Genomic DNA, 23,815 nt, shown 5'->3' on the forward strand with positions numbered 1-23,815 from the left:
GCCTATGCTTTCACGTAATAATCAAGCTGGGGACTGATCTGCCAGTGCTTCTTGAAATCCGGAGCGAGCTCTTCGACCTCATGCCGCTCAATCGCGAGCGAGCCTCTTGGATGAAGGGGCAGAAGCAGCATGTTCGTGTCCGTAATACGCACAGACAACTGACCGATGGTCTGCGCCTCGCTGCGATCAAGAGCAGCCGCAAGCTGCAGCAACAGTCCGAGCCTGCAGATCAGCTCCATGTCCGCTTCGCTGATTAAAGCGGCATATGGCGCAAGCTGGCCTTTCGCTCGTCCTTTGCTCTTGAAGGAGGCAATAGCCGCTGTCATCAATATTTCGCGATGCGTGAATCCGTTCAGATGCGAATGAATGATGAGATAGAACGAATGTCTGGAGAAATCATAATAATCGATGGAAGCTCCGATGCGGTATAGCTGGGTAGCCGCATCGAGCAGAACTCTTGACGACTTGCCCAGCTTCTGTACCCGCGAGATCGCGTCGAACAGTTCCAGCGCCAAGCGATTCACTTGCATGACATGCTGCCTTGGCGCTTCGGTATGCAGAGCCGTTAGATTTCTTAAGGAGAAGGCTAACGGATCTTCAAGCTTGGAGTGATTCGGAAATCGGGTGGCATGGAATAAGCCGTCTCTCAGCCCGGCGCCGCAAATGAGATAGTGGGTCGATTTGGTCAGCTTGAATAGAACGCGCAGAACGGCTATGCCCGGCACAATAACATCCGCGCGATCCTTGGACAAGCCAGGCAGCTTTCGTCTTCGGTCAAGCGGCAGCTTGCGCATCTCGTGGAAGAGCCCGTCCACCTGCTCATGCCGGATCGTATAATTATGCGTCTGGGCGAAGGGATATTGCTCGGAGGCTTGTTGAAGCTTTCCAAGCGCGCGCACGGTACCTCCTACGCCGACGAACGGCAAGCCCGGATTGTCGGATATCCACGGATGCCGTTTGGCGGCGTCAAGCACCAGAGCTTCAATGTCTTTGAGCGTATCGTCGCTTAATTGCTCCTTCGAATCGAATCGTTTGTTCAGGCTGACGCAGCCAAACGGGAACGAGACCGACTCCAGCAGGACGCGATCCCGGAACAAGCTGAGCTCCGTGCTGCCGCCGCCGATATCGACGAGAAAGCCGTCTCTCGCATTCATGGAGTTGATCATGCCGAGAAAGCCATAGGAAGCTTCTTGCTCCCCGGAGAGCAGCTCGATCGACAGTCCGGTCTCCTTCTTGACGCGTTCGAGAATAGCGTGCTGATTGCCTGCATTGCGCACTGCGGCTGTCGCTACCGCGCGCATATCGCTTACGCCGTGATGGGAGCAGATGCGGATGAAATGACGCAAGGTGTCGATCAGCTCGTCGATGGCCTCGCGAAGGAGATTCCCTTCATCATTGATTTTGCTGCTAAGTCTGGCAGAGCGTTTGCCTCCGTCTACTACGCGATGGGCTCCGTTTTCCGTTCTTTCATAGACAACCAGCCGAATGGAGTTGGAGCCGATGTCGATAATGCCGATACGCTGACCTGTCATGACATTCCTCCGATACCGGCATGCTCGCATGCCGGATAGTGTTCTGGACATTTTAACATATTATGACGCGGGCCGCGAAGTATATTCTGCCTGTTCCCGTGGAATAATGAGCTGTCGAGCCGTACGATTCAAATATGTAATGATGCCGATAAAGCATTTTTATCCTTAATTTGTTGGCTTCAACCTCAAAATCATTTATGATTAATAGCGACGGTACAACGTGTTGACCTTTCAATAGGATGTAACGATTTGAGTATAAAGGAGAGAGAACGATGACAGCAACTAAAGGACTGGAAGGCATTGTCGCAGCGGCATCTTCCATAAGCTCTATTATTGACGGCGTACTTACTTATCGCGGCATAGATATCGACGATCTGGCTGCGAATGCTTCCTTCGAAGAAGTAGCTTATCTGTTATGGTACGGCAAGCTTCCAACCAGATCCGAGCTCGACAAGCTGAACGCGCAATTGGATGAATATGCTTCGATTCCGAATGAAGTCATTGAGCAAATAAAGCTGTACGGCAAAAATACGAATTCAATGGCAGCTCTCCGCACGGCGGTGTCCAGCCTGGCCTTGTATGATGAATCCGCTAACGAAATGACCCCTGAAGCCAATCAACTGAAAGCGATTAAACTGCAGGCGCAGTTGCCTACGGTAATCGCTGCTTTCGCGCGTATTCGCGAAGGCAAAGAGCCGGTAGCGCCGAAGAAGGGTGTATCCATCGCCCATAACTTCCTCTATATGCTGAAGGGCGAGGAGCCTGCCGAGGTAGCGGTCAAGGCATTGGATCAGGCGCTTGTGCTGCATGCCGATCACGAGCTTAACGCTTCCACCTTCGCTGCGCGCGTTACGGTTGCGACCCTGTCCGATATTTATTCGGGCGTTACGTCCGCGATCGGCGCTTTGAAAGGTCCGCTTCACGGCGGAGCGAACGAAGCGGTAATGGTTATGCTCGAAGAAATCGGCTCGTTCGACAAAGTAGAGGGCTATATCCAGAACGCACTCGCGAACAAACAGAAAATTATGGGCTTTGGTCATCGCGTGTACAAGAACGGCGATCCGCGCGCGAAGCATCTCCAGAAGATGTCCCGCGAGCTGGGCAAGCTGAAAGGCAACATGGAGCTCTACGAAATGTCGATCAAGATTGAAGAGCTCGTAACCGGGCAGAAGGGCCTCAAGCCGAATGTCGATTTCTACTCGGCATCCGTGTACACGACGCTTGAAATTCCGCGCGATCTCTTTACGCCGATTTTCGCGATCAGCCGCGTATCCGGCTGGTGCGCGCATATTCTCGAGCAATATCAGGACAATCGTCTTATTCGTCCGCGCGCCGACTATGTCGGACCGACGAATGTCAAATACGTGCCGATTGAACAGCGTTAAACCAAACCTGATCGATCATTTTTTGACCGCAATAACGATGCGCTTTAACAACAATACTTTTCAGGAGGATTTATATCATGGCTAAGTTTGAGAAATACGCGCTGCCAACTGAAGGCGAGCAAATTACAATCGACAACGGTGTTCTTCAAGTGCCGAACAATCCTATCATTCCTTTCATCGAAGGCGACGGAACGGGCCGCGATATCTGGGCGGCATCGAAGCGCGTGCTTGACGCGGCGGTCGAGAAAGCCTATAACGGCAGCAAGAGCATCGCTTGGTATGAGGTGTTCGCCGGCGAGAAAGCTTTCAACGCTTATGGCGAATGGCTTCCAGCGGATACATTAACCGCGATTCGCGAATATATCGTAGCAATCAAAGGCCCTCTGACCACGCCGATCGGCGGCGGCATTCGTTCCCTGAACGTTGCGCTTCGTCAAGAGCTGGATCTGTATACCTGCCTTCGTCCGGTTCGTTATTTCAACGGCGTGCCGTCTCCGGTGAAGCGTCCTGAGCTCGTTGACATGGTTATTTTCCGCGAGAATACAGAAGATATCTACGCAGGCATCGAGTATCAAGAAGGCTCGGCAGAGGTGAAGAAGGTCATCGAATTCCTGCAGCAAGAAATGAAAGTGAACAAAATCCGCTTCCCTGAAACATCCGGCATCGGCATCAAGCCTGTATCCTCCGAAGGCTCGAAGCGTCTGGTGCGCGCGGCTATCGAATATGCGATCAAGCATGGCAAAAAATCCGTAACCCTGGTTCACAAGGGCAACATCATGAAATATACAGAAGGTGCATTTAAAAACTGGGGCTACGAGGTAGCCGAGCAAGAATTCGCAGAGCAAACCTTCACGTGGGGCGAATATGACCGCATCAAGGAAAAAGAAGGTGTTGACGCGGCGAACAAGGCGCAGGCGGATGCGGAAGCAGCAGGCAAAATCGTCGTGAAAGACGCGATTGCGGATATCGCTTTGCAGCAGGTTCTGACTCGTCCGACCGACTTCGACGTAATCGCGACGCTTAACCTGAACGGCGACTATCTGTCCGACGCGCTTGCAGCTCAAGTTGGCGGCATCGGCATTGCGCCGGGCGCTAATATTAACTACTTGACTGGACATGCTATCTTTGAAGCGACTCACGGCACGGCTCCGAAATATGCCGACAAAGATGTCGTGAACCCGGGTTCGGTTATTCTCTCCGGCGTTATGATGCTCGAGCATCTGGGCTGGCAGGAAGCGGCTGACCTGATCTACAAAGGCATGGAAGCTTCCATTAACAACAAAACGGTAACATATGATTTCGCTCGTCTAATGGATGGGGCTACGGAAGTGAAATGTTCCGAGTTCGCGAACCAAGTCATCAACAACATGTAGAACAATAACGAGATTGCCCTTGCGAAAGCGAGGGCAATTGTTATCGGAGCACGCTTCATTATATTTTGGATTGGAGGAAGAAAAGGAATGGCTATTGCCCGTAAGAAAATTTCGGTCGTGGGAGCCGGATTCACTGGCGCGACAACGGCTCTGATGCTGGCGCAGAAGGAGCTTGGCGATGTCGTGCTTGTAGATATCGCGCCGCTGGAGAATCCGACGAAAGGCAAGGCTCTGGATATGCTGGAGGCCACACCGGTCATGGGAGTGGACGCTCATATCTCAGGCACGTCGAGCTATGATGATACGAGAGATTCCGATGTTGTCATCATTACGGCAGGCGTTGCCCGAAAGCCCGGCATGAGCCGCGATGATCTGGTGAACACGAATGCCGGCATCGTTAGATCGGTGTGCGAGCAAGTAAAGGCAACGTCTCCGAACGCTTATGTTATTATCCTGAGCAATCCGGTCGACGCGATGACTTACGCAGCCTTCCAAACACTCGGCTTTCCGAAAAATAGAGTGATCGGCCAATCCGGCGTGCTCGATACAGCGCGTTATTGCACGTTCATCGCCCAAGAGCTGGACGTGTCTGTAGAGGATGTTCGCGGCTTCGTATTGGGCGGACATGGCGATGATATGGTTCCGCTCGTTCGCTATTCGAATGTCGCGGGAATTCCGATAGAGAAGCTGATCCCGGCGGATCGCATTGAGGCGATCGTGCAGCGCGCGAGGGTTGGCGGAGGAGAAATCGTCAATCTGCTGGGCAACGGCAGCGCGTATTACGCTCCGGCGGCTTCCCTGGTGCAAATGACGGAAGCCGTGCTCAAGGACAAGAAGCGCATTCTTCCCGTCATCGCTTATTTGGAAGGCGAATTCGGCTATCGAGATCTGTTCATGGGCGTCCCGGCAGTTATCGGCGGAGACGGAATCGAGAAAGTAATCGAGCTTGAATTGACGCCGGAAGAGAAAGCGGCACTGGATAAATCGGCGGAATCGGTGAGGAATGTCATCAAAGTAGTGCAGGCTGGCCAGTAGTTGTCTTGCTCAGCTTATATAGCGTTACGCGATAAAATTCGTTTGGGAGGACCCTGACACATGCTGCCAGGGTCTTTCTATGTTTCGGGAGGCGAAGATTCATGATTGAACAAGCACAGCAGGCATTAAAAAAAATATACGGCTTCGATACGTTCAGAAAAGGACAGGAAGAGATTATATCAGGCATTCTGGAGGGCCATGACACCCTCGCGATCCTTCCGACAGGCGGAGGAAAGTCGGTCTGCTATCAGATACCGGCTATGCTGCTGCCGGGAACAACGCTCGTTATATCGCCGCTCATTTCTTTGATGAAGGATCAGGTGGACAGCTTGCGCAGATTAGGCGTCTCCGCAGCGTTCTTGAACAGCTCGCTCGGCGCAGCCGAATATCGCGGGGTGCTTCGGAGTGCCATGAACGGCGATTACAAGCTTTTGTATGTTGCTCCGGAGCGTTTGGACGCCCCGATGTTCCAGAGCTTGTCGGAGCAGCTTCAAATTCCGCTCATCGCAATCGATGAAGCGCATTGCGTCTCGCAATGGGGACATGATTTTCGGCCAAGCTATCGGCAATTGGCAGAATGGATCGGCCGCATGCCGAATCGTCCGTTAGTGGCCGGCTTTACTGCGACCGCAACCAATGAAGTGGCGGAGGATATCGTAAGAATGCTCCGGCTGCGGAATCCGAAAACCTATGTGACCGGCTTCGCGCGCCCCAATCTCTCCTTGTCCGTTGTCACGGGGGCGGATAAGAAGCGCTTCCTTCTTCGTTTCTTGAAGGAAAGAGAGCAGCAATCCGGTATTATCTATGCGGCAACCCGCAAGGAAACCCAGCAAGTAACAGAGCTGCTGCAGAGCGAAGGAATCGAAGCTAGCAAATATCATGGCGGCTTGTCGGATGCGGAGAGAATGGAGGCCCAGGAGCAATTCCGGTTCGATCAGGTCCGCATTATGGTCGCCACCAACGCATTTGGCATGGGCATCGATAAGCCGAATGTCCGATACGTCGTGCATTGGCAAATTCCCGGCGATCTGGAGTCCTACTACCAGGAAGCCGGAAGAGCGGGGAGAGATGGAGAAGAAAGCGAATGCGTCCTGCTGTTCGAGCCGGCGGATATGCAAATTCAGCGCTTCCTCATCGAGCAAGGAATGGCTGCGGAGGATCGCAAATCCATTCAGATGTCGAAGCTCCATAACATGATGAATTATTGCCGCACGGATCGTTGCCTGCAGCAATATATCGTCGATTATTTCGGCGAGAGCGATGTGGAGCCCTGCGGGAAATGCAGCTCCTGTCTGGATAAGAGCGAATTGACCGACCGGACGGAAGAAGCCAAGATGGCTTTATCCTGCGTGGGCAGGATGAAAGGCCGTTTCGGCGTGACGATGGTCGCCAAGGTGTTGAAAGGCTCCCGAGACAAGCGACTTCTGGAATCGGGGCTGGACCGTCTGTCCACCTACAGTCTCATGCGTCATTTGCCTGAGAAGGAAATCGCGGACTGGCTTTATTGGCTGGTCGCGGAAGGGTATCTCCGGCTTACCGAAGGACAATATCCTACCGTGACGCTAGCGTCTAACGCATTGCCGGTGCTTGAAGGCCGGGAAACGATCAAGCAGCGGGTCAGAGCCACGGTGAAGCAGGCGCATAGCGCAAGCGCTTCATTCGCATCGCCTGTTTTCGAGTCTTTGAAGCAATGGCGCAAGGAAGCCGCTGCGAAGGAAGGCGTTCCTCCGTTCATGATTTTCTCCGATGCAACCTTGAGGGAAATCGCTGTCGCAATGCCAGCCCATCGGGATGAGCTGCTAGCTGTGAAAGGCATTGGCGCCGCCAAAGCGGATCGCTATGGCGACGAACTGCTGCAGCTCGCGCAAGAGCTTCGCTCCTTGCATGGCGGAGCCGCTCAAAGGGTATCTTCCCCATCATCCAATCAGGGCGAGTCTCCCCAAGCAAGCCCTGTTGCTCGGGCAAGCCGTTCGGTCGGGGAGGAGGAGCCAAGTCATCTGGCTTCCTTCCAGCTCTTTCAGGAAGGGCATGACCCGGGAGAAATTGCGAAGCAGCGAGGCATGAGTCAGGTTACCGTGGAAGGACATATTATACGTTGCGCGACGGAAGGCATGGCAATCGACTGGAATCGCATTATCGTGCCCGAGGAAGAGCCGCTCATTCTGGGGGCGATTGAAGAGGCGGGAGCGGAGAAGCTGAAGCCGATCAAGGATTTGCTTCCTGAATCCGTATCTTATTTCGCCATTAAAGCGGTACTCTGCAAAAAAAGCATGATGGGATGACATCGGATTGTCATTTGAATTAAAGCGAGTTTCTGATAAACTGTTTAATAGAATGCGCTAGGCGAGATGAAAAAGAAATCAGGAACTTAGGAGGAAATGATTATGGAAAGAGCATTGCTTTTCTTGCATTTGCTTGGAGCGGTTGGAATGGGCTTCTACATTGTATTGCCATTTATCATTAGCAAGGCATCGAAGCTGGCAGGCGCGGGTCAAGAAGGGCTCGCGGCAGGCGTGCTTTCCGCGAATCGCATCGTGCAATATTTTCTTGTGCTGCAGCTTATTACGGGCGGTTACTTGATGTCCAAGTACGATCTGTCTGTCGCATGGATGATCATTGTCGTTTTGCTGTTTCTGGGCATTGCGGCCTTGGGCGGCATTATCTCCAAGCCATTAAAGCTCGTTATCAGCTCGATCAAGGAAGGCAAGGACGCCTCCTCCCATTTCGGCAAGGCGAAGGTGCTCAGCTATATCATTCTAATCTTGTATGTGGCTGTTATTTACTTCATGTATTATTCATTCTAAGAATTCAATGATAATCAGGGGGATTAAACCGTGCATGAAAATTCACCGCAGATCATAACATTCGGCGAATCGATGGCATTGTTCATGCCGCAGGAGCATCGTTCGATCGAAAGGGCTTCCTTGCTGGAACAGGGATTCGGCGGAGCAGAAAGCAATGTCGCGATCGGTCTTGCGCGTCTTGGCGCTTCGGTAGGCTGGTTCGGCGCCTTAGGCGACGATCCCTTCGGCAAGTTGATTTTGAAAACGCTGCGAGGAGAGGGCGTCGATATATCACGGGTCAGGCTTAGCGGGGCGGCTCCGACGGGCATGATGTTCCGCGAGCATGTGGCGGGAAGGCTTGCCGTCCATTACTTCCGCAAGCATTCGGCAGCGAGTCAGATGAGGCCCGAGGATTTGGACGAAAACTACATACGCAATGCCAAGCTGCTTCACGTGACCGGCATTACAACGGCGCTGAGCGATTCGTGCCGGCAAACGGTTCGAAAAGCCGTGGAGATCGCCAAGGATGCCGGCGTGAAGATCAGCTTCGATCCGAATCTGAGGCTGAAGCTGTGGTCCATTGAGGAAGCAAGGGAAACGCTGCTGCCGCTTATCGAGGACGCGGATTATTTCCTGCCGGGCTGGGATGAGCTGAAGCTTCTCTATGATACCGATGATTATAAGCTTGTGAAGGCGAAGCTGGAGAAGCTGAAAGCGATCTCCATTATTAAAGGGGTGGGCGATTCCACCGTTATTCTGGATGACGGGAAGGAGACGGAGGTGCCGTTCTATCCGGCCGAACAGGTTGTGGATACTGTCGGCGCGGGAGACGGCTTCTGCGCAGGTTTTCTCGCTGGCATCATGAAAGGCATGGAGCCGATTGAAGCCGTGCGTCTCGCCAGCATTAACGGTTCGCTCGTCGTGCAAATGCGCGGGGATTGGGAAGCTTTGCCTGCATGGGATGTCGTGGAGCAGCGCATGTCCTCCAAGGCTTGGGTGGAGCGCTGAGCATGGCGGAGTTAAGCGGTACGAAGGGCTCAAGAAGACGGGAAGCGATTCTTCAGCTGCTGAAGCAGCAAGGGAAGATTACGATTCAAGAGATGGTGGAGAGATTCGGATGTTCGGAAGCGACGGCCAGACGCGATCTGGAGCAGATGGAAGCGATCTATCCGGTTATTCGAACGATTGGCGGCGCGATGTACGACGGCATGGGCGCTATGCGCGAGCTTCCCTTCTCGGAGAAGGAAGGATTATCGATTCTCGAGAAAGAGAAGATTGCCAAGGCGGCAGCCTCGCAAATCGTGGAAGGCGATGTAATCGGATTATCCGGCGGCACGACCAATTTCCTGCTGGCCAAGCTGCTCAAAGGACGGCGGGGCATAACGGTCGTTACGAACGCAATCAATATCGCGATGGAGTTGGCCGACAGCAGGATTCAGGTCGTTGTTACCGGCGGCATCATGAGGCATAACAGTTTTGAGCTCTGCGGACCGCTCGGCGAAGAGATGATTGCCCAGCTTCATATCGGCAAGATGTTCATCGGCGTCGACGGCATCTCCTCCGAGGGAGGTATCTCCAGCTATTCCGAGCAAGAGGCTCAGAGCGCCAAAGCGTTGATCAAGCGCTCGCAGGAGACTTATGTCGTATTCGATCATACGAAAGCCAATCGCACGTCCTTGTTCTCCATCGCCGCTCTAACGGAAATAAAGGGAGTCATCACTGACTCCCCTCTTGACGGGCCGCTTGGCGATGCCATTCGTCTTCATGGCATCACAGTCTATTTGCCTGATTAGCGATCCTCGCTCGAGAAAATTCGGTTGCCTCTCACCCAGGTGCCGACAACGCTCATAGAAGGATCGGTCAATACGAGATCGGCTTGCTTGCCTGGCGCAATCGAGCCGGTCTCTTTGTCAATCCCGAGCTCTCTCGCCGGATTGCCGCTTGCCATGCGGCTAATCTCTTGAACGGAAAGCTTGGTATGCTCAAGCATGTAGCGGAAAGCGCGGATCATGCTGAGGCTGCTTCCCGCCAGCGAACCTCCATCCCGAAGTCTGGCTACGCTATTCTTCACCACTACATCGAGTCCGCCCAGATTATAGTTGCCGTCCGACATGCCGGCCGCTTCAATCGCATCCGTTATAAGAATGAGCTTGTCGATCGGCTTGGCTTTGATCATCAAGGCGATGGCTGCGGGATGCACATGCTCGCCGTCCGCGATGATCTCGGCATGAATGCGATCATCGGTCAATACGGCGCCAAGCGTGCCGGGCTCTCTGTGATGAAGGCCCTTCATCGCGTTATACGTGTGCACGGCATGGGATAGACCTCCATCAGCAGCTTTTATCATCTCACTGTAATTGGCATCGGTATGTCCGGCCGCCGCAAGGATGCCGTGCTCCGCGAGCCAAGAGATGGTCTCGGCAGCGCCTTCCTTCTCCGGAGCCAGAGTCAGCAGCTTAATGAGCTTCGGATATCGCTCCGTCCAGGCCTCAAGCCAGGAAAGCTGAGGTTCCCGAATATAAGCGGGATTTTGCGCGCCGGGCCATTTCTCGCTGATGAAGGGTCCTTCGAGATGGACGCCGAGCAATTGCGCGTGCGGCATGCCTTCCTTCTGATAGTCGGATACGGCCAGCAGCACCTTCTCGATGGCTTCCTTGGAGGCGGTCATGGTCGTTGCAAGCATGCCGGTTGTTCCTTGGGAAGCGTGATAGGAGGTAATACGATCGAAGCTTTCCCCATCCGCGTTCATGAAGTCGCCGCCGAAGCCGCCGTGAACATGCATATCGATGAAGCCCGGCAGAAGCCATCCTCCGTTGCCGTTAACGATCGAACTGCCCGGCGGCAACGAAATATCATCGATTGAAGCTTCCTCTGTATAGAGGGCGTCTATTATACCGTTCTTCACATGAACAGCGCCGATCTTAACTTCATCCTCCAGCACGATTTTTACATGATGGATGAACAACTCATTTTCATTAGCTTTCATTTGAATTCAACATCCTTCCTGCCTCTCGATCCAGCAGCACGATGACTCTTGGATGGGTTTGCAACAGGGAAGCGGGTACCTGTGTCGTGATCGGGCCTGTCAAAGCCTCTTTCACGATCGCCGCTTTGTCCGCGCCGCGAACGACCAGAAGAATCGACTTTGCTTTCAGAATGGAACCGACTCCCATCGTGTAAGCCCGAGTGGGAACCTCGTCCAAGGATTCGAAGAAGCGAGCATTTGCTTGTCGCGTTTCTTCCTTCAGAGTAACAACATGCGTGCCATTAATCAATTCTTCGTGAGGCTCGTTAAAACCGATATGGCCGTTATGGCCGAGTCCAAGTAATTGAATATCGGCCGGGGAGGCTTCAAGCAGAGCGTTATAGCGGACACATTCTTTCCCGGGATCGGCAGCCATGCCATCAGGCAGATTCGTATGATCGGTCGGGATGTCCACCTTGGAGAACAAATTCTCGGACATATAATAGGCATAGCTTTGGTCATTATCCGGCGCAAGACCTACATATTCGTCAAGATTGTAGGTCGTTACCTGTTTGAAGCTGACCTTGCCTTCGTTGCAGGCCTGAATGATTTCCCGATAGATGCCGATGGGGGTAGAGCCGGTGGCGAGGCCCAGCACCGCATCCGGCTTCTCGTTCACAAGGTCCACGAACAGCTTCGCGGCATGCTGATCTAATTGTTCATTGGTGTCAAAAATACGGATATCCATAATAGCCTCCTGAATATTTGCTGTCATTTGTGATTGATTAAATTGTACACCTAAACTCGCTTTATTACAATAAAAATGAAAATTTCAATCATTTAAATGATTGTAAAAATCATAACATAGGTCTTATAGAGCATGCGCAGGAGTATTATGGTATGCTGTAAAAAGGTGAATTTTATAGCTACGGAAGCTTGGAGGTTTTGAAATTGAAGTCGAAACAGACTGTTACCGATCACTCGCAAGATCTGGATACATCCTCCCGCAAGAGCGAGCATATTCGCATTTGCCTGGAGGAGCAAGTAACCGGAATCGGCATATCCACAGGCTTCGAAAATTATCGGTTTCGGCATAACGCGTTGCCGGAGCTTTCCTTCACCGATATTCGCTTGCATTCGAATTGGTTTGGCCGCTGCATAAAAGCCCCGTTGCTGGTCAGCTCGATGACGGGAGGCACGAATGCCGCCGGCGCCATTAACCGAAGGCTTGCGGTTGCCGCAGAGGAGCGGGGCTGGGCAATCGGGCTTGGCTCGATGCGCGCCGCGATCGAGAATGAGGCGCTGGCGTCTACGTTCCAAATCCGAGAAGAAGCTCCAACCGTTCCCGTTATCGCGAATCTTGGCGCCGTGCAGCTCAATTACGGCTTCGGCGTGGATGCTTGCCGAAGAGCGGTAGAAATTGCCGAAGCGGATGCTCTCGTGCTGCATCTGAACAGCATGCAGGAAATTTTCCAAAGAGAGGGCAATACCAATTTCAGCTTCCTGCTTGCTGCCATTGAACAGCTATGCAGACAACTCGACGTCCCGGTCGGTGTCAAGGAGGTCGGATGGGGCATTGACGGAGAGACCGCCGTTCGCTTATCGGGTGCCGGTGTCTCCTTCGTAGATGCGGCTGGGGCCGGGGGAACGTCCTGGAGCCAGGTGGAGAAACATCGATCAGGCAGCCAGATGCAGAAGGCCGCCGCAGAGGCATTCGCAGGGTGGGGAATTCCTGTCGCTGATTCTGTGTCCGATATCCGTAACCGGCTGCCGCATATGCCGCTCATCGCGAGCGGGGGTATGCGCACTGGGGTAGAAGCGGCGAAAGCAATCGCACTTGGCGCAGATCTCGTGGGGTTTGGCAGAGCGCTTCTGCCGCAAGCGGCAAGCGACGATTCGGCCATTTCCATCCGCCGGTTGGTTGAGCAGTTCGAGCGCATCGAATTCGAGCTGCGCGCTGCGATGTTCGGCATTGGAGCCGGCAACATTCAGGATCTGAAGCAAACGAACCGCCTCAGTCTTATTTGATAAGACCGGTTCCTTCAACCTTCACCTGCGCCTTCACGCTCAAGTTCGCATCGGGGTATAGATCCTTCCATTTCTTCCAGTTATTCTCGCCGGGGTGGTAAGCGCGGTATCGAAGACCGAAGCCGAAGGGGTCCAACCCGGCTTGTTGAATTTTCCTGAGCAGCTTATTCGCTGTTTGCTCGTATTCCTCTCCAAGCTGCTTTTCAAGCGGCGCCCAAGACTGGTTGAACAATCCGTCCGGCGCCTCTTCGAACACCACTTTCATTTTCACCTTCATTCTAATTTGGGCAGGCTCCGCTCCATGTTGAATATGGAAACTGGATTGAAAGCTGTTAATGGCGGACACGATTTTATCTCCTTTGAACATGCCATGCATTGACGATTTCGTGAAATGATTGGAAAGCTGTGTGAACAATTGCGAATCCGCGGGCGGAAGCGAAAGCTTCAGGCGCTGCTTATCGAACAGGGCGATTCGATTGATGATGAAGCTCTCCTTTCCATCGGTTGTTATGACAGGTAGAATGGGGTCCAAGCCGTCTTCGGTCAATCTTCTTTCGAGGCCGCTAATCGTCTCCACATAGGTATAAGAAGATTCCGTCCCGTCCGTTCCGAAGGAGAGGAGCAATGCGTTGCCGGGATACCGTTCGGAAGGCGGATGAATATTCAGTATATCCTTCGCGGTTGGTTCGCCTATCGCTACGTTGGCTCCATTCTGAATATCTCTTCTTCTCAGCATCCAGTTTATGACGGGACGTATATCCTGCTTGGCCATGCCGTCTCCGATGACGAACAGCTTGCAATGTCCGAAATCAAGCTCCTTGTCCACATAAGCCTTCAGCATGCGAATACCCTCTGCAATCGTTGGAGCGTCAATGGTTTCATATTGATTCTTCGAAGTGCCGGGTTCGATCTTCGGCGAAGGAATAGCAAGCTGTATCGTAATGCGATAAGGCTTATCCTTATTGCCCGACCAATCGATTCCTGTATTCACCACGAAAAACCGCTTGTCAATGTCCTTAAACCCGCAGCCTGCCACCATGAAAAGCATCAGCAAGGGCAAGCTGATTCGCGCAATCAAGTTCATTAGGGATGCGACCTCCTTCGGCTGTAGATGAATATAGCGAGTACCGTCAGAATTTCCGTGAACATTCGAAGGATTAGCCAATACTGCGTAATGATAAGATTAAGCTTTTCATTAATCCAATGATCGTACAATAAAGTGGCAAGCGCGAACACGACAATAATAATATAATTCGACAGCGGCGTTTCCCGACTATCCACAACAGGCTTCTTCTGGGGCATAATGCTGCTTTTCACAAACTCCATCGCTTGATGCCACCCCGACATTGTATAGGTCAAGCTCATATTCAGAAAGATGATGAGAAACAAGAATAATACACGTTCAATAAAGCCGTAGTGCATCATCAAGGAGTCGGCTGTAATCGGCCAGATATATATATATCGATCAACAGCCGCCGTCCCGTGGAATCCGATTGGAACGAAGAAGGAAGAAAGCAGAATCATAAATCCGATGACGGGATAGACCCAACGCAATTTAAACACGAATTGAGGCGGAAACAGCCGATTATAAAGCGATAGATTGATATAACCGGTGAAAATAAAGGTTGCCGCGGCCAGAGAAGCGATAGTCGGCATAACTTTAGCGTAATTGGCGACGATATGCATCGCATCGAAATTCAGTCTTCGACTGCTGAACATTTTGAACAGCATGAACAAGACTAGCGGCGCGTTAAGCACCAAAGAGATTTCTATCGAGAACATGACGGTAAGCGTAGACCGCGAGGCGGCATAGGCGCATACAACAAGCAACATAACGAGGATGGTCGTAATATTCGCATCCGGATTGAAGAATCGGTTGATGAGAATCGCATACGCCACGATGACAATGGCAGCGGAGAACCACCACATGACGGCATAGAACATCATCAAACCCGCGACGATCCATTTCGGGCAAAATTCCTTCAAAATCTCGGGCAATCCTTTGCCGGGAAACCGCTGCATGGCGCTGGTATACATATAGATAAGCGCCGTTCCAATGAACGGCGCGATGAGGATGGAGGAGACTGCGCCGGAGAAACGCTCCTTGATCAGGATAAAGGGAACGAAGAGCATAATGTTCATGATGCTGATAAGCAACACATTATAGAGCACATACCGATTCATTCCCCATTCACCTGCCCGATGTCATGCTTTACGGATTTGGTCAAGCCGGGCAGTCTGAAATACGGAATGCCGAAGCTGCGCAAATTGCAAATATAGACAAGATAGAAAAACAGCATAACTGCAATGCCCGAGATTCCGAAGAAAATGGAAACGGCAAGCAACGGATATTTCAGAAATCGAATCGCGAAGGAAAGCGTGTTGACTGGAATAACAAAGTTGGAGATTGCCACAACAGAGGTCACGATAATCATAATGCTGCTGACGAGGCCCGCCTCTTGAGCGGCCTGACCCAGGATGAGCCCTCCGACCGTCGTTGCCGTTGAACCGATAAATCGCGGAAGTCGGATGCTCGCTTCGATCAGCATTTCAATCATGAACAACATAATAAATACTTCAATGAACGAAGGATATGGTACTGCGGCACGGCTGGCGGCAACCGAGAAGGCCAATTGAATTCGAAACAATTCCGGGTTGTAAGATACGATGGCAACGTAGAGCGCTGGCAGCGTAATTGTCAGAAAGGTCGCGAAATATCGAAGAATAATAAGGAATCGGGTCATCCAGTACGCTTCGAAATTATCCTCCACCGCATGCATGAAATCAAAGAAGGTGGAGGGCAAAATGAGCGCAAACATGCTACCCTTCAACAAAATGACGACTTTCCCGTTGCTGAGCGCCATTGCGACGCGATCTGGGCGCTCGGTAATCAGAATGGTAGGAAACAGATGATGAAGCTTGCCCGCAAGCTGCTTCTCCAGTTCACCGGAAGCTTGAATCATCTCTGCCTGTATGCCGGTAATTTTGTCTCTGACATGCTTCAGAATTTCCGGATCCGCGAGCTTCTGATCGAAGACCGTCATAATCGGCGTCCTGGATATCGTTCCTGCGCTTCCCTGCTCGATTGTGAGCGTCAGACTGGGGTACATCGATCGGATCAAATTCAAGGATTTGTTGAGATCCTCGCTCAGAGCAATCTGCGATCCCTGCAGGGCGCTTTCTACCAATGTCTGCGATATATCGTTTGACAGGACATTCACTGCGAGCAAGGCGTACAGTTGCCCGTTCGCTTCAATGAGCGCATATCCTTTCAGAAGCCATTCTTGAAGCTCGGCCTCTTCGCCAAGCTTGTTATAATTGGGAAGGGTTCGTAGCTGCTCGCTGAACGAAGTCTCTTCCTTGACAAAGGGGACGGATATGAATTGACTGATGGTATCCTCGTCGCATAGAGATGCAATATAGGCGAATTCGATGGTGAGTTCGCTGTTGGTTATCGCATAGGTTTTGAGATCGACTGCCTGTGGAAATAAGGATTGAATCCGTTCATTCATGGCAAAGGGTTCCTCCTTAGCAGCCCATTCCCGAATTGGATCATTTCCCCTTAGTGTGCGCGGAGCGCTTCGGATTATGCTAAGATGAGAGAAATAGCTTCGTTGCAGACGAACTTGCGAGAGAATTGGAATGGGTGAATAGGGGAATGAAAATGACAGAATCAAGGGTTGCCGAGCTTGGGAATGGATTTCTGCAGGTGAAAATTCCGCTGCCTTTTTCGCTGAAATGGGTAAACAGCTATATCGTTCCCGAGCAGGACGGAGTCACGGTTATCGATCCCGGTCTTCGCACGGCGGAAGCGGAATCTGCTTGGTCGGAGGCTATGGCAGGATGCGGCTTGACGTATAAATCAATAAGGCGAATTATAGTGACGCATCAGCATCCGGATCATTACGGGTTAGCGGGCTTGCTGCAAGAGAAGAGCGGCGCGGACGTATACTTAACGCGCCGTGCTCATGCCTATACTCGGAAACTATGGGGCGGGGAAAGTCTTTATCCTGCGGAGCTGCGAGAGCTTTTTCTTGCTCATGGCATGCCGGAGGAGCTCATGGGAGCGATTGAACTCAATTTGGCATCCTTTGTCGCACGAGTGTCTCCCCAGCCGAAGGTTCAGTACCTGGAAGCGGGCGGGGTCATAGAGCTCGGGGGGGAAATATGGCAGTTGATTGACGCTCCCGGACATGCGTTCGGAGCCTTGTGCTTCTATCAAGAAGAGAAGCAGTGGATGATTTGCGGCGATCAGGTGCTGCCCAGGATTACTCCGAATATAAGCGTTGTTCCGGGAGAAGAGCGTGATCCGCTGCAAGCTTTCATTCTTAGTCTGAAGGAGCTGCGCGAATATCCGGTCAAGCTCGCCTTACCCGGTCATCGCGATCCCTTCGCGGATTTTCAGAAGCGAATCGATGAATTGCTGGCCCATCATGAACGAAGGCTGACAGCGATGACGGCAGAGCTCGAGGAAGGGCCGCTCAGCGCATTCGAGCTTTGCGAGAAGCAATTCGGCGCTCATCTCCGAAGCAATCCGCATAATCTGCGGTTCGCCATGTCGGAAACGCTGGCGCATCTCTTTCATTTGGCGATTAGAGAAGAGGTGACAGAGATGCGCAGGGCGGACGGATTAACGCTGTATCAGCAAGTTAATGCTCTCTGAATTCCTGCGGGGTGATGCCGTAACGATCCTTGAACACTTTGATGAAATAGCTCGTCTTCTGATAGCCGACATGCTCCGCGATTTCGTAGATCTTGTTGGTCGAGGAGCGCAGCAGATGGGCTGCGGTCTCCATCTTGAGACGGGACAAATAATCGCTGATTCCCTCGCCTGTCTCGAGCTTATAGAGCTTCGACAGGTAGGAAGGATTCAGATACACATAAGCGGCGATGGATTGCAGGGACGCGTCCTTCAAATGAGCGGAGGCATATTCATGCACCTTCTGTATGATCCCGGATCTGGAATCCTGAACTCTTCCGTTCATATAGTCCCGATAGGCGATAATGGCTTCATTCGTCCAGCTCTGCAATTGCTTGATCGTATGGAAATGAGGTCCTGCCAAAAGCTGATTGAACCCATTGCCGAGCAGTTCGCTTAGCCACAGCTTATTCTTATGCGCGGAATAGCTAAGCGCGCTTGCGATGGAATAGTAGCTTTCCAGGATATGCTCGTGCGAATCTCCGAATTTCTGCTCTAATTCCCCAAAAACCTCCTTCAGCTTCTCGGAGGCGGCCTCCCATTGACCAGCCTCAAGGAGATGGGTTAGCAGGGGAGGCTGATACAGCAAGGACAGAGAATTGGCTTCGTGCTGCTCATGTTCATCCTTCTGCAAGAACAAGAAGTCGCGCTCTGCGCCGATTCGTTGCCGAAAGCTGGCAAGCAGCTGCTCATACGCCGCAGCGACTCCTGACGGGAATGGGAAGGGCTTGCTTAGCACTAGCGAAACGGTTCCCTTCAGGTAAAGCTTCACATAATGCTGAAGCTGGGTTATCTTCTGCTCCAATGCAGATTCGGGGAAATTTTGTCCGGGCGGGAACCTTGGAAAGATAAGAAAGACATAATAGCCGTACTCGTCGCGGGTATACCACAGGTCGCAGTTGTCCGAGAATATTTCTTCCGCCATATTGCAGATGGCATATTGGAAGAGCTCGCGATCTTCTTCATTGTGATTGAGGAAATAATCTTCCATTCGAAGCAGCATCATGGCCGGACGGGCTTCGGCTGCTATCGGCATACCCAGCATATCCAGCTGTTTTTGCCAGTCCTCGTCTTTTCTCATCTGCCCCTTCAACAGTTGTTGAAGCCTGTAATTGCGCATGATTGGAAGGTTGACGCGAAGCGTATCGAGTGCTCCCTGATGCGAGGAAATCTCGCGCCAACGCGATTCTAGCTCGTCTATCGCCTTCGAAACGGCGTTCAACAGCTCTTCGTCCTCTACGGGCTTCAGCAAATAATTGCTGGCCTTGCTTTTCAACGCTCTCTGAGCGTATTCGAAATCATTGTAACCGGAAAGAAGAATACACTTGATATGGCTCCAGGAGCGTTCGATTGCTTCAAGCAAATCGAGACCCGATCTGCCAGGCATTCGAATATCGGATATGACAATATCGACCGGTGTCATCGCGATGAGCTCCAGAGCCTCCGCAGCCGAAAACGCGGTGTGGACCGTTTCAATTCCGATATTGCTCCAAGGCAGCATCGTTGCCAAATCCTCGACCAAATCAGGTTGATCGTCGACAATTAATAGTTGGTACATTCTCTTCAGCTCCTATTCTGATTGCCCTCTGGGCCAGCTTACCGATACGGCGACACCGCCTTCCGCTCTTCTCTCGAAGCGAAGGACGGCTTCTTGGCCGAATTGGAACAACAATCTTTGCCTGATATTCCAAAGCGCGCAGCCCGTGTTGTCATCCGGCTGTTCTCTGATGGCGAGTTCAAGCTTTGCAAGCTCCTCCTCTGTCATTCCGCTGCCGTTATCCTCGACGCGAATCGTATGCTTTCGCTCATCGCTCCATCCGACAATTCGAATCAAACCGTCGCCTTCGTATCTCTCGATGCCGTGAAGGACGGCATTCTCGACAATCGGCTGAAGCAGCAGTCTTGGCATTTCGAGCTTCAGCATCTCCTCCGGCACTTCAATTTCATAGGAGAGATGCTGAATATGAAATTGCTGAATTTCCAGATAGCTTTGCAGCAGCTGAAGCTCCTCTTGCAAGGCGGCTGTCTGCTTCTCCACTCGTGTCGTATAGCGGTAATAGTTCGAGAGATGCATCGATATGCGCATGACGGATTCCTTCTTGTCGAGTCGCGCCAAGCTCCGAATCAAAGCGAAACAATTGTATAAGAAATGGGGGTTGATCTGGGATTGCAGCTGCTTCAAATCGGCTTCCCGACGATGAAGCTCTTCCACGTACACCTTCTGAATCAGTCTCTCCGTTTCTGCCGCCATATCGTTGAACCGATGAAACAGATAGCTGAATTCATTTTTTGGATTCGCGGTAATTCGCGCGGCGTAGTTGCCTTCCTGCAATCGTTTGACGTTGCGGATCAAAAGACCGATCGGCCGCTGCACATTGCGGTACAGCAGGTAACCGGCAAGAAGGCTCATCGCGAGCAATAGAGCGACGGAGCCGTAGAATAGATATTGGCTCTTCACGATGGGTTGAAGCACGCTATGCATCGGCACGTAATCGACCAGATACCAGTTCAAGGTCTCGACCTTGGCCATGCTGATCAGATAATCATCGCCTCGAATGCTTACGATATGGCTTCCGCCGGTCAGTATCAAGCTGTCCGTTTTAAGCAAATCTTCAATCTCGCCCGCCATTTCCTTATTGGAGCTCTTGTTCAGAATGACGTTGCCGTCCTCGCTCAGCATGAAAGGATCGCCCTTGCCCGCGAGCTTGAACGTGTCTAAATCCTTCGTAATATACTCAACCGGGAATGAAATCTCGACAATAATGCCCGCATTCTCAAGATCGGCCGCTTTGCTTTTCGGCTTAACGATATGCCTGACAAAGCGCATATGCTTAATGTTTTGAATCGTCATTTCCTTATAGCTCCAATCGGGAGAGAGGATGCGCTTCACTGCGGCCAGATCGTAATTGACATAGGTATTCGTGGATACGAGCTGCTTGGAGGCCGGAGCAAGCACGCTGTATTGCGTATCCCAGCGCTGCGCCACGTTGAGCAGTCGCAGCCGCTCCATGATGCGCAGCTTCTCGCTGTTGCGATCGTAGGCGTTATCGATCAGGTTGATGTTCTGCAACTGTTGAATGTTCACGTCCTCGCTCAGCAGAAAGCCCAAGGTGGAAAGCGTGGTTGCGCTTTTGTCGATCTCACTGGAAAGGAATGCAAGATCCTTGTATTTCAGCGAATTCATCTCGTCTTTGATGACTGTTACACTCGTACGAATTGAAAGCGTATACAAAACAAAAATTGGGATTAAAAGAAAAATAATAGAAATAATGATTTTGGCAAATGTATTTTCCCTGAATCGCATGGAACAACCCTCGCTTATCGAAATGGCATCGCAAAGCATGATGAAGACAACAAAATGGCATCGTTCCAAAGAACGAGGTCTATTAGCGAGCGAGCGCTCGCTGATAGAATGGGGATACAGGACAGAAGCATAACACAAAATGATTTTTTTTGGGAAGGGGCAAAAATGGTGAATCAGGCAGGAAGCGACGCTCAGCGTTTTCCGGTACCGCCGTCAAAGCGTCAAAGGGAGAGATGGAGCCGCACCTGGCCCTTGCATGTCATGCTGCTGCCAGCAGCTATCGTCATTTTCATCTTCGCCTATGTGCCGATGAGCGGCCTCATAATGGGCTTTCAGGATTTCAAGCCTTACGACGGCATGTTCGGAAGCAAGTACGTGGGTCTCAAGCATTTCAAATTCATGTTCGATTATCCGGACAGCAAGCAGGTCATATGGAACACGCTAATTATTTCCGGCTTGAAGATTGTGTTCGGGCTGCTTGTGCCGTTCGTGTTCGCCATTTTGCTGAATGAAATTCGCAAGCTGCTGTTCAAGCGAGTGGTTCAAACGTTGGTCTATCTGCCGCATTTCATCTCATGGGTTATCCTCGGCGCGATTCTGACGGATATGCTCGGCAGCAAGGGCATCGTGAACCAGACGATGGAGTCGCTCGGACTTCCGTCGATATTCTGGCTCGGGGACGGCGATTGGTTTCGATTTACGGTTGTCGTAAGCGATATTTGGCAGAACTTCGGCTTCAACACGATTGTGTTCCTTGCTGCTCTTGCCGGTGTTAATCCATCGCTGTATGAAGCGGCGGAGGTGGACGGGGCGACAAGATGGAAGCAGACGCTTCATATCACAGTCCCGGCTATGATACCGATTGCGGTCGTTGTCGGCACGCTCTCCCTTGGCAACATATTGAACGGAGGTTTCGACCAGATCTTTAACCTGTACAACTCGCTTGTATACGACAAAGGCGATATTATTGACACTTTTGTTTATCGTACGGCGATCTTGAACGGACAATACAGCTTCGGTACCGCAGTAGGTCTTTTCAAGTCGATCATTGGCCTCGGGATGATTGTTTTCTCTTATCGAATGGCTTATAAGTACGCGGGATACCGAATTTTTTAGACGACCTCTTACAGAGAGAAGGGCTGCTGAGCCATGTATCACAAAACCATAAGCTATAGAACGTTTTCGGCATTCAACTATATACTGCTGAGCCTCATCTGCATCACCTGCGTACTGCCCCTGCTGCATATTCTTGCGGTAAGCTTCAGCGCTTCATCGCCTGCGAATTCGCATCTGGTCGGCTTATGGCCGAAGGGCTTCAATCTGGACGCCTATGCCAAAACCTTCAATAACGCCAACTTTCATCGCGCCTTGCTGATGGGTCTCGAGCGGACGGCGCTGGGGACAGCAGTCAGCATGTCGCTTATGATGCTGGCTGCCTATGCGCTTTCGAAGGACAGAGGAAGCTTCCACAGCCGCTCCCTCTATACCTGGTATTTCTTGTTCACGATGCTGTTCAGCGGAGGAATCGTTCCCTCGTACATGCTGATTCGCAATTTGCACATGATGAACTCGGTCTGGGCTCTGGTGCTGCCCGGGGCCATCAATGTGTTCAATATGGTGCTGCTCATGAATTTCTTCCGCGCGGTGCCGAAGGAGCTCGAGGAGGCTTCCTTCATTGACGGCGGCGGTCATTTCCGTACATTATGGAATGTGTTCCTGCCAATCTCCATGCCGGCAATCGCAACGATTTCCTTGTTCACGATGGTTATGCATTGGAATTCGTGGTTTGACGGCTTATTATATATTACAGATTATAGGAAATACCCGCTTTCAACTTTTCTGCAAACGATCATTGTACAGCAGGATTTCAATAAAATTAATCCGGATGTCAATGAATTGAAAAATATTTCGCAGCGCACGGTAAAGTCCGCGCAAATTTTTATCGGCACGCTTCCGATTCTTCTGGTATACCCGTTTCTGCAGCGGTATTTTGTGAAGGGCATTATTCTTGGAGCGGTGAAGGAATAGGCGACAGAATGGCATCGATGACAAAAGTTTGGTCTTTCGACTGTCCGCAGCTGACGCTATAGTTAAGATAACCTGAATCCGTGATCTGAATGATTAAATTTTCTTGAAAAATGAAGGAAATCATACCTCCAGCGACGAAATCAAGAGATAACCAACGATTATCTACTTTCACCTGTGAGGTGCTTAATTTGAAGATCCAATTCACCCAAACTAAGGAAATTCTATTAACGACGCATGCTGGCCTAGCTTCGGTCGGTGCATTGCTTTCCCACACACAATTGTCGCAACGTTTGAATCGCTCCGTCGTGAAAGGGATGGAGAATCCCCTTCATGGAAATGGTGATGTCATAAAGAGTTACCTGGGTCTGCTTTGTCAAGGCAAAAGCGATTTCGATCATATTGAACCCTTCCGCAAAGATTCTGTCTTTCATACTTGCCTCGGCGTTCGTAAGGTTCCATCCAGTCCCACGCTTCGTCAGCGCTTAGATGCAGCTGCTCAAACCATGGATGCCAATTGGAATGACATTTTGTTGCAGGAATCCGCTGACTTAATCCAGAGCGTAAAGGCCCCAGTAACAGGGCTCATTGCTGGCGAACACACGCTCATCCCACTGGACATTGATGTATCGCCTTTCGATAACTCCGGTACAAAAAAAGAAGGCGTTGCACTCACGTATAAGGGA

20 protein-coding genes are annotated in these 23,815 nt (G+C 51.5%); 12 read left to right on the forward strand and 8 right to left on the reverse strand.

The window, feature by feature from the left end; genetic code table 11:
- Positions 1 to 2: 2 nt before the first annotated feature.
- Positions 3 to 1,532 carry a Ppx/GppA phosphatase family protein gene (locus HFP08_RS22150; protein WP_168122795.1) on the reverse strand — a complete coding sequence of 510 codons (1,530 nt, stop codon included), beginning with the start codon at positions 1,530 to 1,532 and terminating at the stop codon, positions 3 to 5.
- 272 nt (positions 1,533 to 1,804) lie between these two features.
- On the opposite strand from HFP08_RS22150, the gene citZ reads away from it, so the two are divergent.
- From citZ to HFP08_RS22185, 7 genes are all read left to right on the forward strand, one after another.
- Positions 1,805 to 2,917 (forward strand): citrate synthase, encoded by a 1,113-nt coding sequence (gene citZ, locus HFP08_RS22155; RefSeq protein WP_168122796.1) that lies wholly within the window; start codon positions 1,805 to 1,807, stop codon positions 2,915 to 2,917.
- A gap of 77 nt (positions 2,918 to 2,994) precedes the next feature.
- Positions 2,995 to 4,290, forward strand: coding sequence for an NADP-dependent isocitrate dehydrogenase (gene icd / locus HFP08_RS22160; protein ID WP_168122797.1), 1,296 nt, complete (start codon positions 2,995 to 2,997; stop codon positions 4,288 to 4,290).
- Between the two features lie 87 nt (positions 4,291 to 4,377).
- Complete coding sequence (gene mdh / locus HFP08_RS22165; RefSeq protein WP_168122798.1) at positions 4,378 to 5,325, forward strand: malate dehydrogenase; 948 nt, start codon at positions 4,378 to 4,380, stop codon at positions 5,323 to 5,325.
- Positions 5,326 to 5,426: 101 nt separating this feature from the next.
- On the forward strand, positions 5,427 to 7,607 hold the full coding sequence (gene recQ / locus HFP08_RS22170) for a DNA helicase RecQ (protein ID WP_168122799.1): 2,181 nt from the start codon (positions 5,427 to 5,429) through the stop codon (positions 7,605 to 7,607).
- A gap of 102 nt (positions 7,608 to 7,709) precedes the next feature.
- Positions 7,710 to 8,129, forward strand: coding sequence for a hypothetical protein (locus tag HFP08_RS22175; RefSeq protein ID WP_168122800.1), 420 nt, complete (start codon positions 7,710 to 7,712; stop codon positions 8,127 to 8,129).
- A gap of 30 nt (positions 8,130 to 8,159) precedes the next feature.
- Complete coding sequence (locus HFP08_RS22180) at positions 8,160 to 9,116, forward strand: sugar kinase (RefSeq protein WP_168122801.1); 957 nt, start codon at positions 8,160 to 8,162, stop codon at positions 9,114 to 9,116.
- Positions 9,117 to 9,118: 2 nt separating this feature from the next.
- Positions 9,119 to 9,901 carry a DeoR/GlpR family DNA-binding transcription regulator gene (locus HFP08_RS22185; protein WP_168122802.1) on the forward strand — a complete coding sequence of 261 codons (783 nt, stop codon included), beginning with the start codon at positions 9,119 to 9,121 and terminating at the stop codon, positions 9,899 to 9,901.
- Here the strand turns inward: HFP08_RS22185 and nagA are convergent.
- Positions 9,898 to 11,094: an N-acetylglucosamine-6-phosphate deacetylase gene (nagA, locus tag HFP08_RS22190; RefSeq protein WP_168122803.1), complete on the reverse strand. Its 1,197-nt coding sequence runs from the start codon at positions 11,092 to 11,094 to the stop codon at positions 9,898 to 9,900. The two genes, HFP08_RS22185 and nagA, sit on opposite strands and share 4 nt — an antisense overlap.
- Positions 11,084 to 11,821: a glucosamine-6-phosphate deaminase gene (gene nagB / locus HFP08_RS22195; RefSeq protein ID WP_168122804.1), complete on the reverse strand. Its 738-nt coding sequence runs from the start codon at positions 11,819 to 11,821 to the stop codon at positions 11,084 to 11,086. Before nagB ends, nagA begins: the two co-directional genes overlap by 11 nt.
- Before the next feature lie 203 nt (positions 11,822 to 12,024).
- On the opposite strand from nagB, the gene fni reads away from it, so the two are divergent.
- Positions 12,025 to 13,101 carry a type 2 isopentenyl-diphosphate Delta-isomerase gene (fni, locus tag HFP08_RS22200; RefSeq protein WP_168122805.1) on the forward strand — a complete coding sequence of 359 codons (1,077 nt, stop codon included), beginning with the start codon at positions 12,025 to 12,027 and terminating at the stop codon, positions 13,099 to 13,101.
- Here the strand turns inward: fni and HFP08_RS22205 are convergent.
- Genes HFP08_RS22205 through HFP08_RS22215 form a run of 3 tightly spaced genes read right to left on the reverse strand, consistent with a single transcriptional unit; the run spans position 13,094 to position 16,613 of the window.
- Entirely contained in the window at positions 13,094 to 14,185 is a 1,092-nt protein-coding gene (locus HFP08_RS22205) for a Ger(x)C family spore germination protein (protein ID WP_168122806.1), read from the reverse strand. The genes fni and HFP08_RS22205 overlap by 8 nt on opposite strands.
- Positions 14,185 to 15,285 carry a GerAB/ArcD/ProY family transporter gene (locus tag HFP08_RS22210; RefSeq protein WP_168122807.1) on the reverse strand — a complete coding sequence of 367 codons (1,101 nt, stop codon included), beginning with the start codon at positions 15,283 to 15,285 and terminating at the stop codon, positions 14,185 to 14,187. Before HFP08_RS22210 ends, HFP08_RS22205 begins: the two co-directional genes overlap by 1 nt.
- Positions 15,282 to 16,613: a spore germination protein gene (locus HFP08_RS22215; RefSeq protein WP_168122808.1), complete on the reverse strand. Its 1,332-nt coding sequence runs from the start codon at positions 16,611 to 16,613 to the stop codon at positions 15,282 to 15,284. The genes HFP08_RS22210 and HFP08_RS22215 overlap by 4 nt, the downstream gene beginning before the upstream one ends.
- 152 nt (positions 16,614 to 16,765) lie before the next feature.
- On the opposite strand from HFP08_RS22215, the gene HFP08_RS22220 reads away from it, so the two are divergent.
- Positions 16,766 to 17,764 carry an MBL fold metallo-hydrolase gene (locus tag HFP08_RS22220; RefSeq protein WP_168122809.1) on the forward strand — a complete coding sequence of 333 codons (999 nt, stop codon included), beginning with the start codon at positions 16,766 to 16,768 and terminating at the stop codon, positions 17,762 to 17,764.
- On the opposite strand, the gene HFP08_RS22225 is transcribed toward HFP08_RS22220, so the two are convergent.
- Both HFP08_RS22225 and HFP08_RS22230 read right to left on the reverse strand, forming a co-directional pair.
- Positions 17,751 to 19,358 carry a response regulator gene (locus HFP08_RS22225; protein WP_168122810.1) on the reverse strand — a complete coding sequence of 536 codons (1,608 nt, stop codon included), beginning with the start codon at positions 19,356 to 19,358 and terminating at the stop codon, positions 17,751 to 17,753. The two genes, HFP08_RS22220 and HFP08_RS22225, sit on opposite strands and share 14 nt — an antisense overlap.
- A gap of 12 nt (positions 19,359 to 19,370) precedes the next feature.
- Complete coding sequence (locus tag HFP08_RS22230) at positions 19,371 to 20,984, reverse strand: sensor histidine kinase (protein ID WP_168122811.1); 1,614 nt, start codon at positions 20,982 to 20,984, stop codon at positions 19,371 to 19,373.
- A 381-nt stretch (positions 20,985 to 21,365) separates the two neighbouring features.
- On the opposite strand from HFP08_RS22230, the gene HFP08_RS22235 reads away from it, so the two are divergent.
- The 3 genes from HFP08_RS22235 to HFP08_RS22245 form a co-directional block, all read left to right on the forward strand.
- Complete coding sequence (locus HFP08_RS22235; protein ID WP_240941738.1) at positions 21,366 to 22,220, forward strand: ABC transporter permease; 855 nt, start codon at positions 21,366 to 21,368, stop codon at positions 22,218 to 22,220.
- A 33-nt stretch (positions 22,221 to 22,253) separates the two neighbouring features.
- Entirely contained in the window at positions 22,254 to 23,132 is an 879-nt protein-coding gene (locus HFP08_RS22240) for a carbohydrate ABC transporter permease (protein ID WP_168122813.1), read from the forward strand.
- Between the two features lie 188 nt (positions 23,133 to 23,320).
- The coding region (locus HFP08_RS22245; protein ID WP_481856596.1) for a transposase family protein at positions 23,321 to 23,815 on the forward strand (495 nt) is incomplete at its 3' end.

The organism is Paenibacillus sp. HB172176, assembly GCF_011947265.1.
Classification (GTDB): domain Bacteria; phylum Bacillota; class Bacilli; order Paenibacillales; family Paenibacillaceae; genus Pristimantibacillus.

What these genes read in the sequence shown, in the direction of transcription:
- HFP08_RS22150 (WP_168122795.1), bottom strand. Translation starts at nt 1,532, where the DNA reads ATGACAGGTCAGCGTATCGGCATTATCGACATCGGCTCCAACTCCATT.
- citZ (WP_168122796.1), top strand. Translation starts at nt 1,805, where the DNA reads ATGACAGCAACTAAAGGACTGGAAGGCATTGTCGCAGCGGCATCTTCC.
- icd (WP_168122797.1), top strand. Translation starts at nt 2,995, where the DNA reads ATGGCTAAGTTTGAGAAATACGCGCTGCCAACTGAAGGCGAGCAAATT.
- mdh (WP_168122798.1), top strand. Translation starts at nt 4,378, where the DNA reads ATGGCTATTGCCCGTAAGAAAATTTCGGTCGTGGGAGCCGGATTCACT.
- recQ (WP_168122799.1), top strand. Translation starts at nt 5,427, where the DNA reads ATGATTGAACAAGCACAGCAGGCATTAAAAAAAATATACGGCTTCGAT.
- HFP08_RS22175 (WP_168122800.1), top strand. Translation starts at nt 7,710, where the DNA reads ATGGAAAGAGCATTGCTTTTCTTGCATTTGCTTGGAGCGGTTGGAATG.
- HFP08_RS22185 (WP_168122802.1), top strand. Translation starts at nt 9,119, where the DNA reads ATGGCGGAGTTAAGCGGTACGAAGGGCTCAAGAAGACGGGAAGCGATT.
- nagA (WP_168122803.1), bottom strand. Translation starts at nt 11,094, where the DNA reads ATGAAAGCTAATGAAAATGAGTTGTTCATCCATCATGTAAAAATCGTG.
- nagB (WP_168122804.1), bottom strand. Translation starts at nt 11,821, where the DNA reads ATGGATATCCGTATTTTTGACACCAATGAACAATTAGATCAGCATGCC.
- HFP08_RS22205 (WP_168122806.1), bottom strand. Translation starts at nt 14,185, where the DNA reads ATGAACTTGATTGCGCGAATCAGCTTGCCCTTGCTGATGCTTTTCATG.
- HFP08_RS22210 (WP_168122807.1), bottom strand. Translation starts at nt 15,285, where the DNA reads ATGAATCGGTATGTGCTCTATAATGTGTTGCTTATCAGCATCATGAAC.
- HFP08_RS22215 (WP_168122808.1), bottom strand. Translation starts at nt 16,613, where the DNA reads ATGAATGAACGGATTCAATCCTTATTTCCACAGGCAGTCGATCTCAAA.
- HFP08_RS22220 (WP_168122809.1), top strand. Translation starts at nt 16,766, where the DNA reads ATGACAGAATCAAGGGTTGCCGAGCTTGGGAATGGATTTCTGCAGGTG.
- HFP08_RS22225 (WP_168122810.1), bottom strand. Translation starts at nt 19,358, where the DNA reads ATGTACCAACTATTAATTGTCGACGATCAACCTGATTTGGTCGAGGAT.
- HFP08_RS22230 (WP_168122811.1), bottom strand. Translation starts at nt 20,984, where the DNA reads ATGAATTCGCTGAAATACAAGGATCTTGCATTCCTTTCCAGTGAGATC.
- HFP08_RS22235 (WP_240941738.1), top strand. Translation starts at nt 21,366, where the DNA reads ATGCTGCTGCCAGCAGCTATCGTCATTTTCATCTTCGCCTATGTGCCG.
- HFP08_RS22240 (WP_168122813.1), top strand. Translation starts at nt 22,254, where the DNA reads ATGTATCACAAAACCATAAGCTATAGAACGTTTTCGGCATTCAACTAT.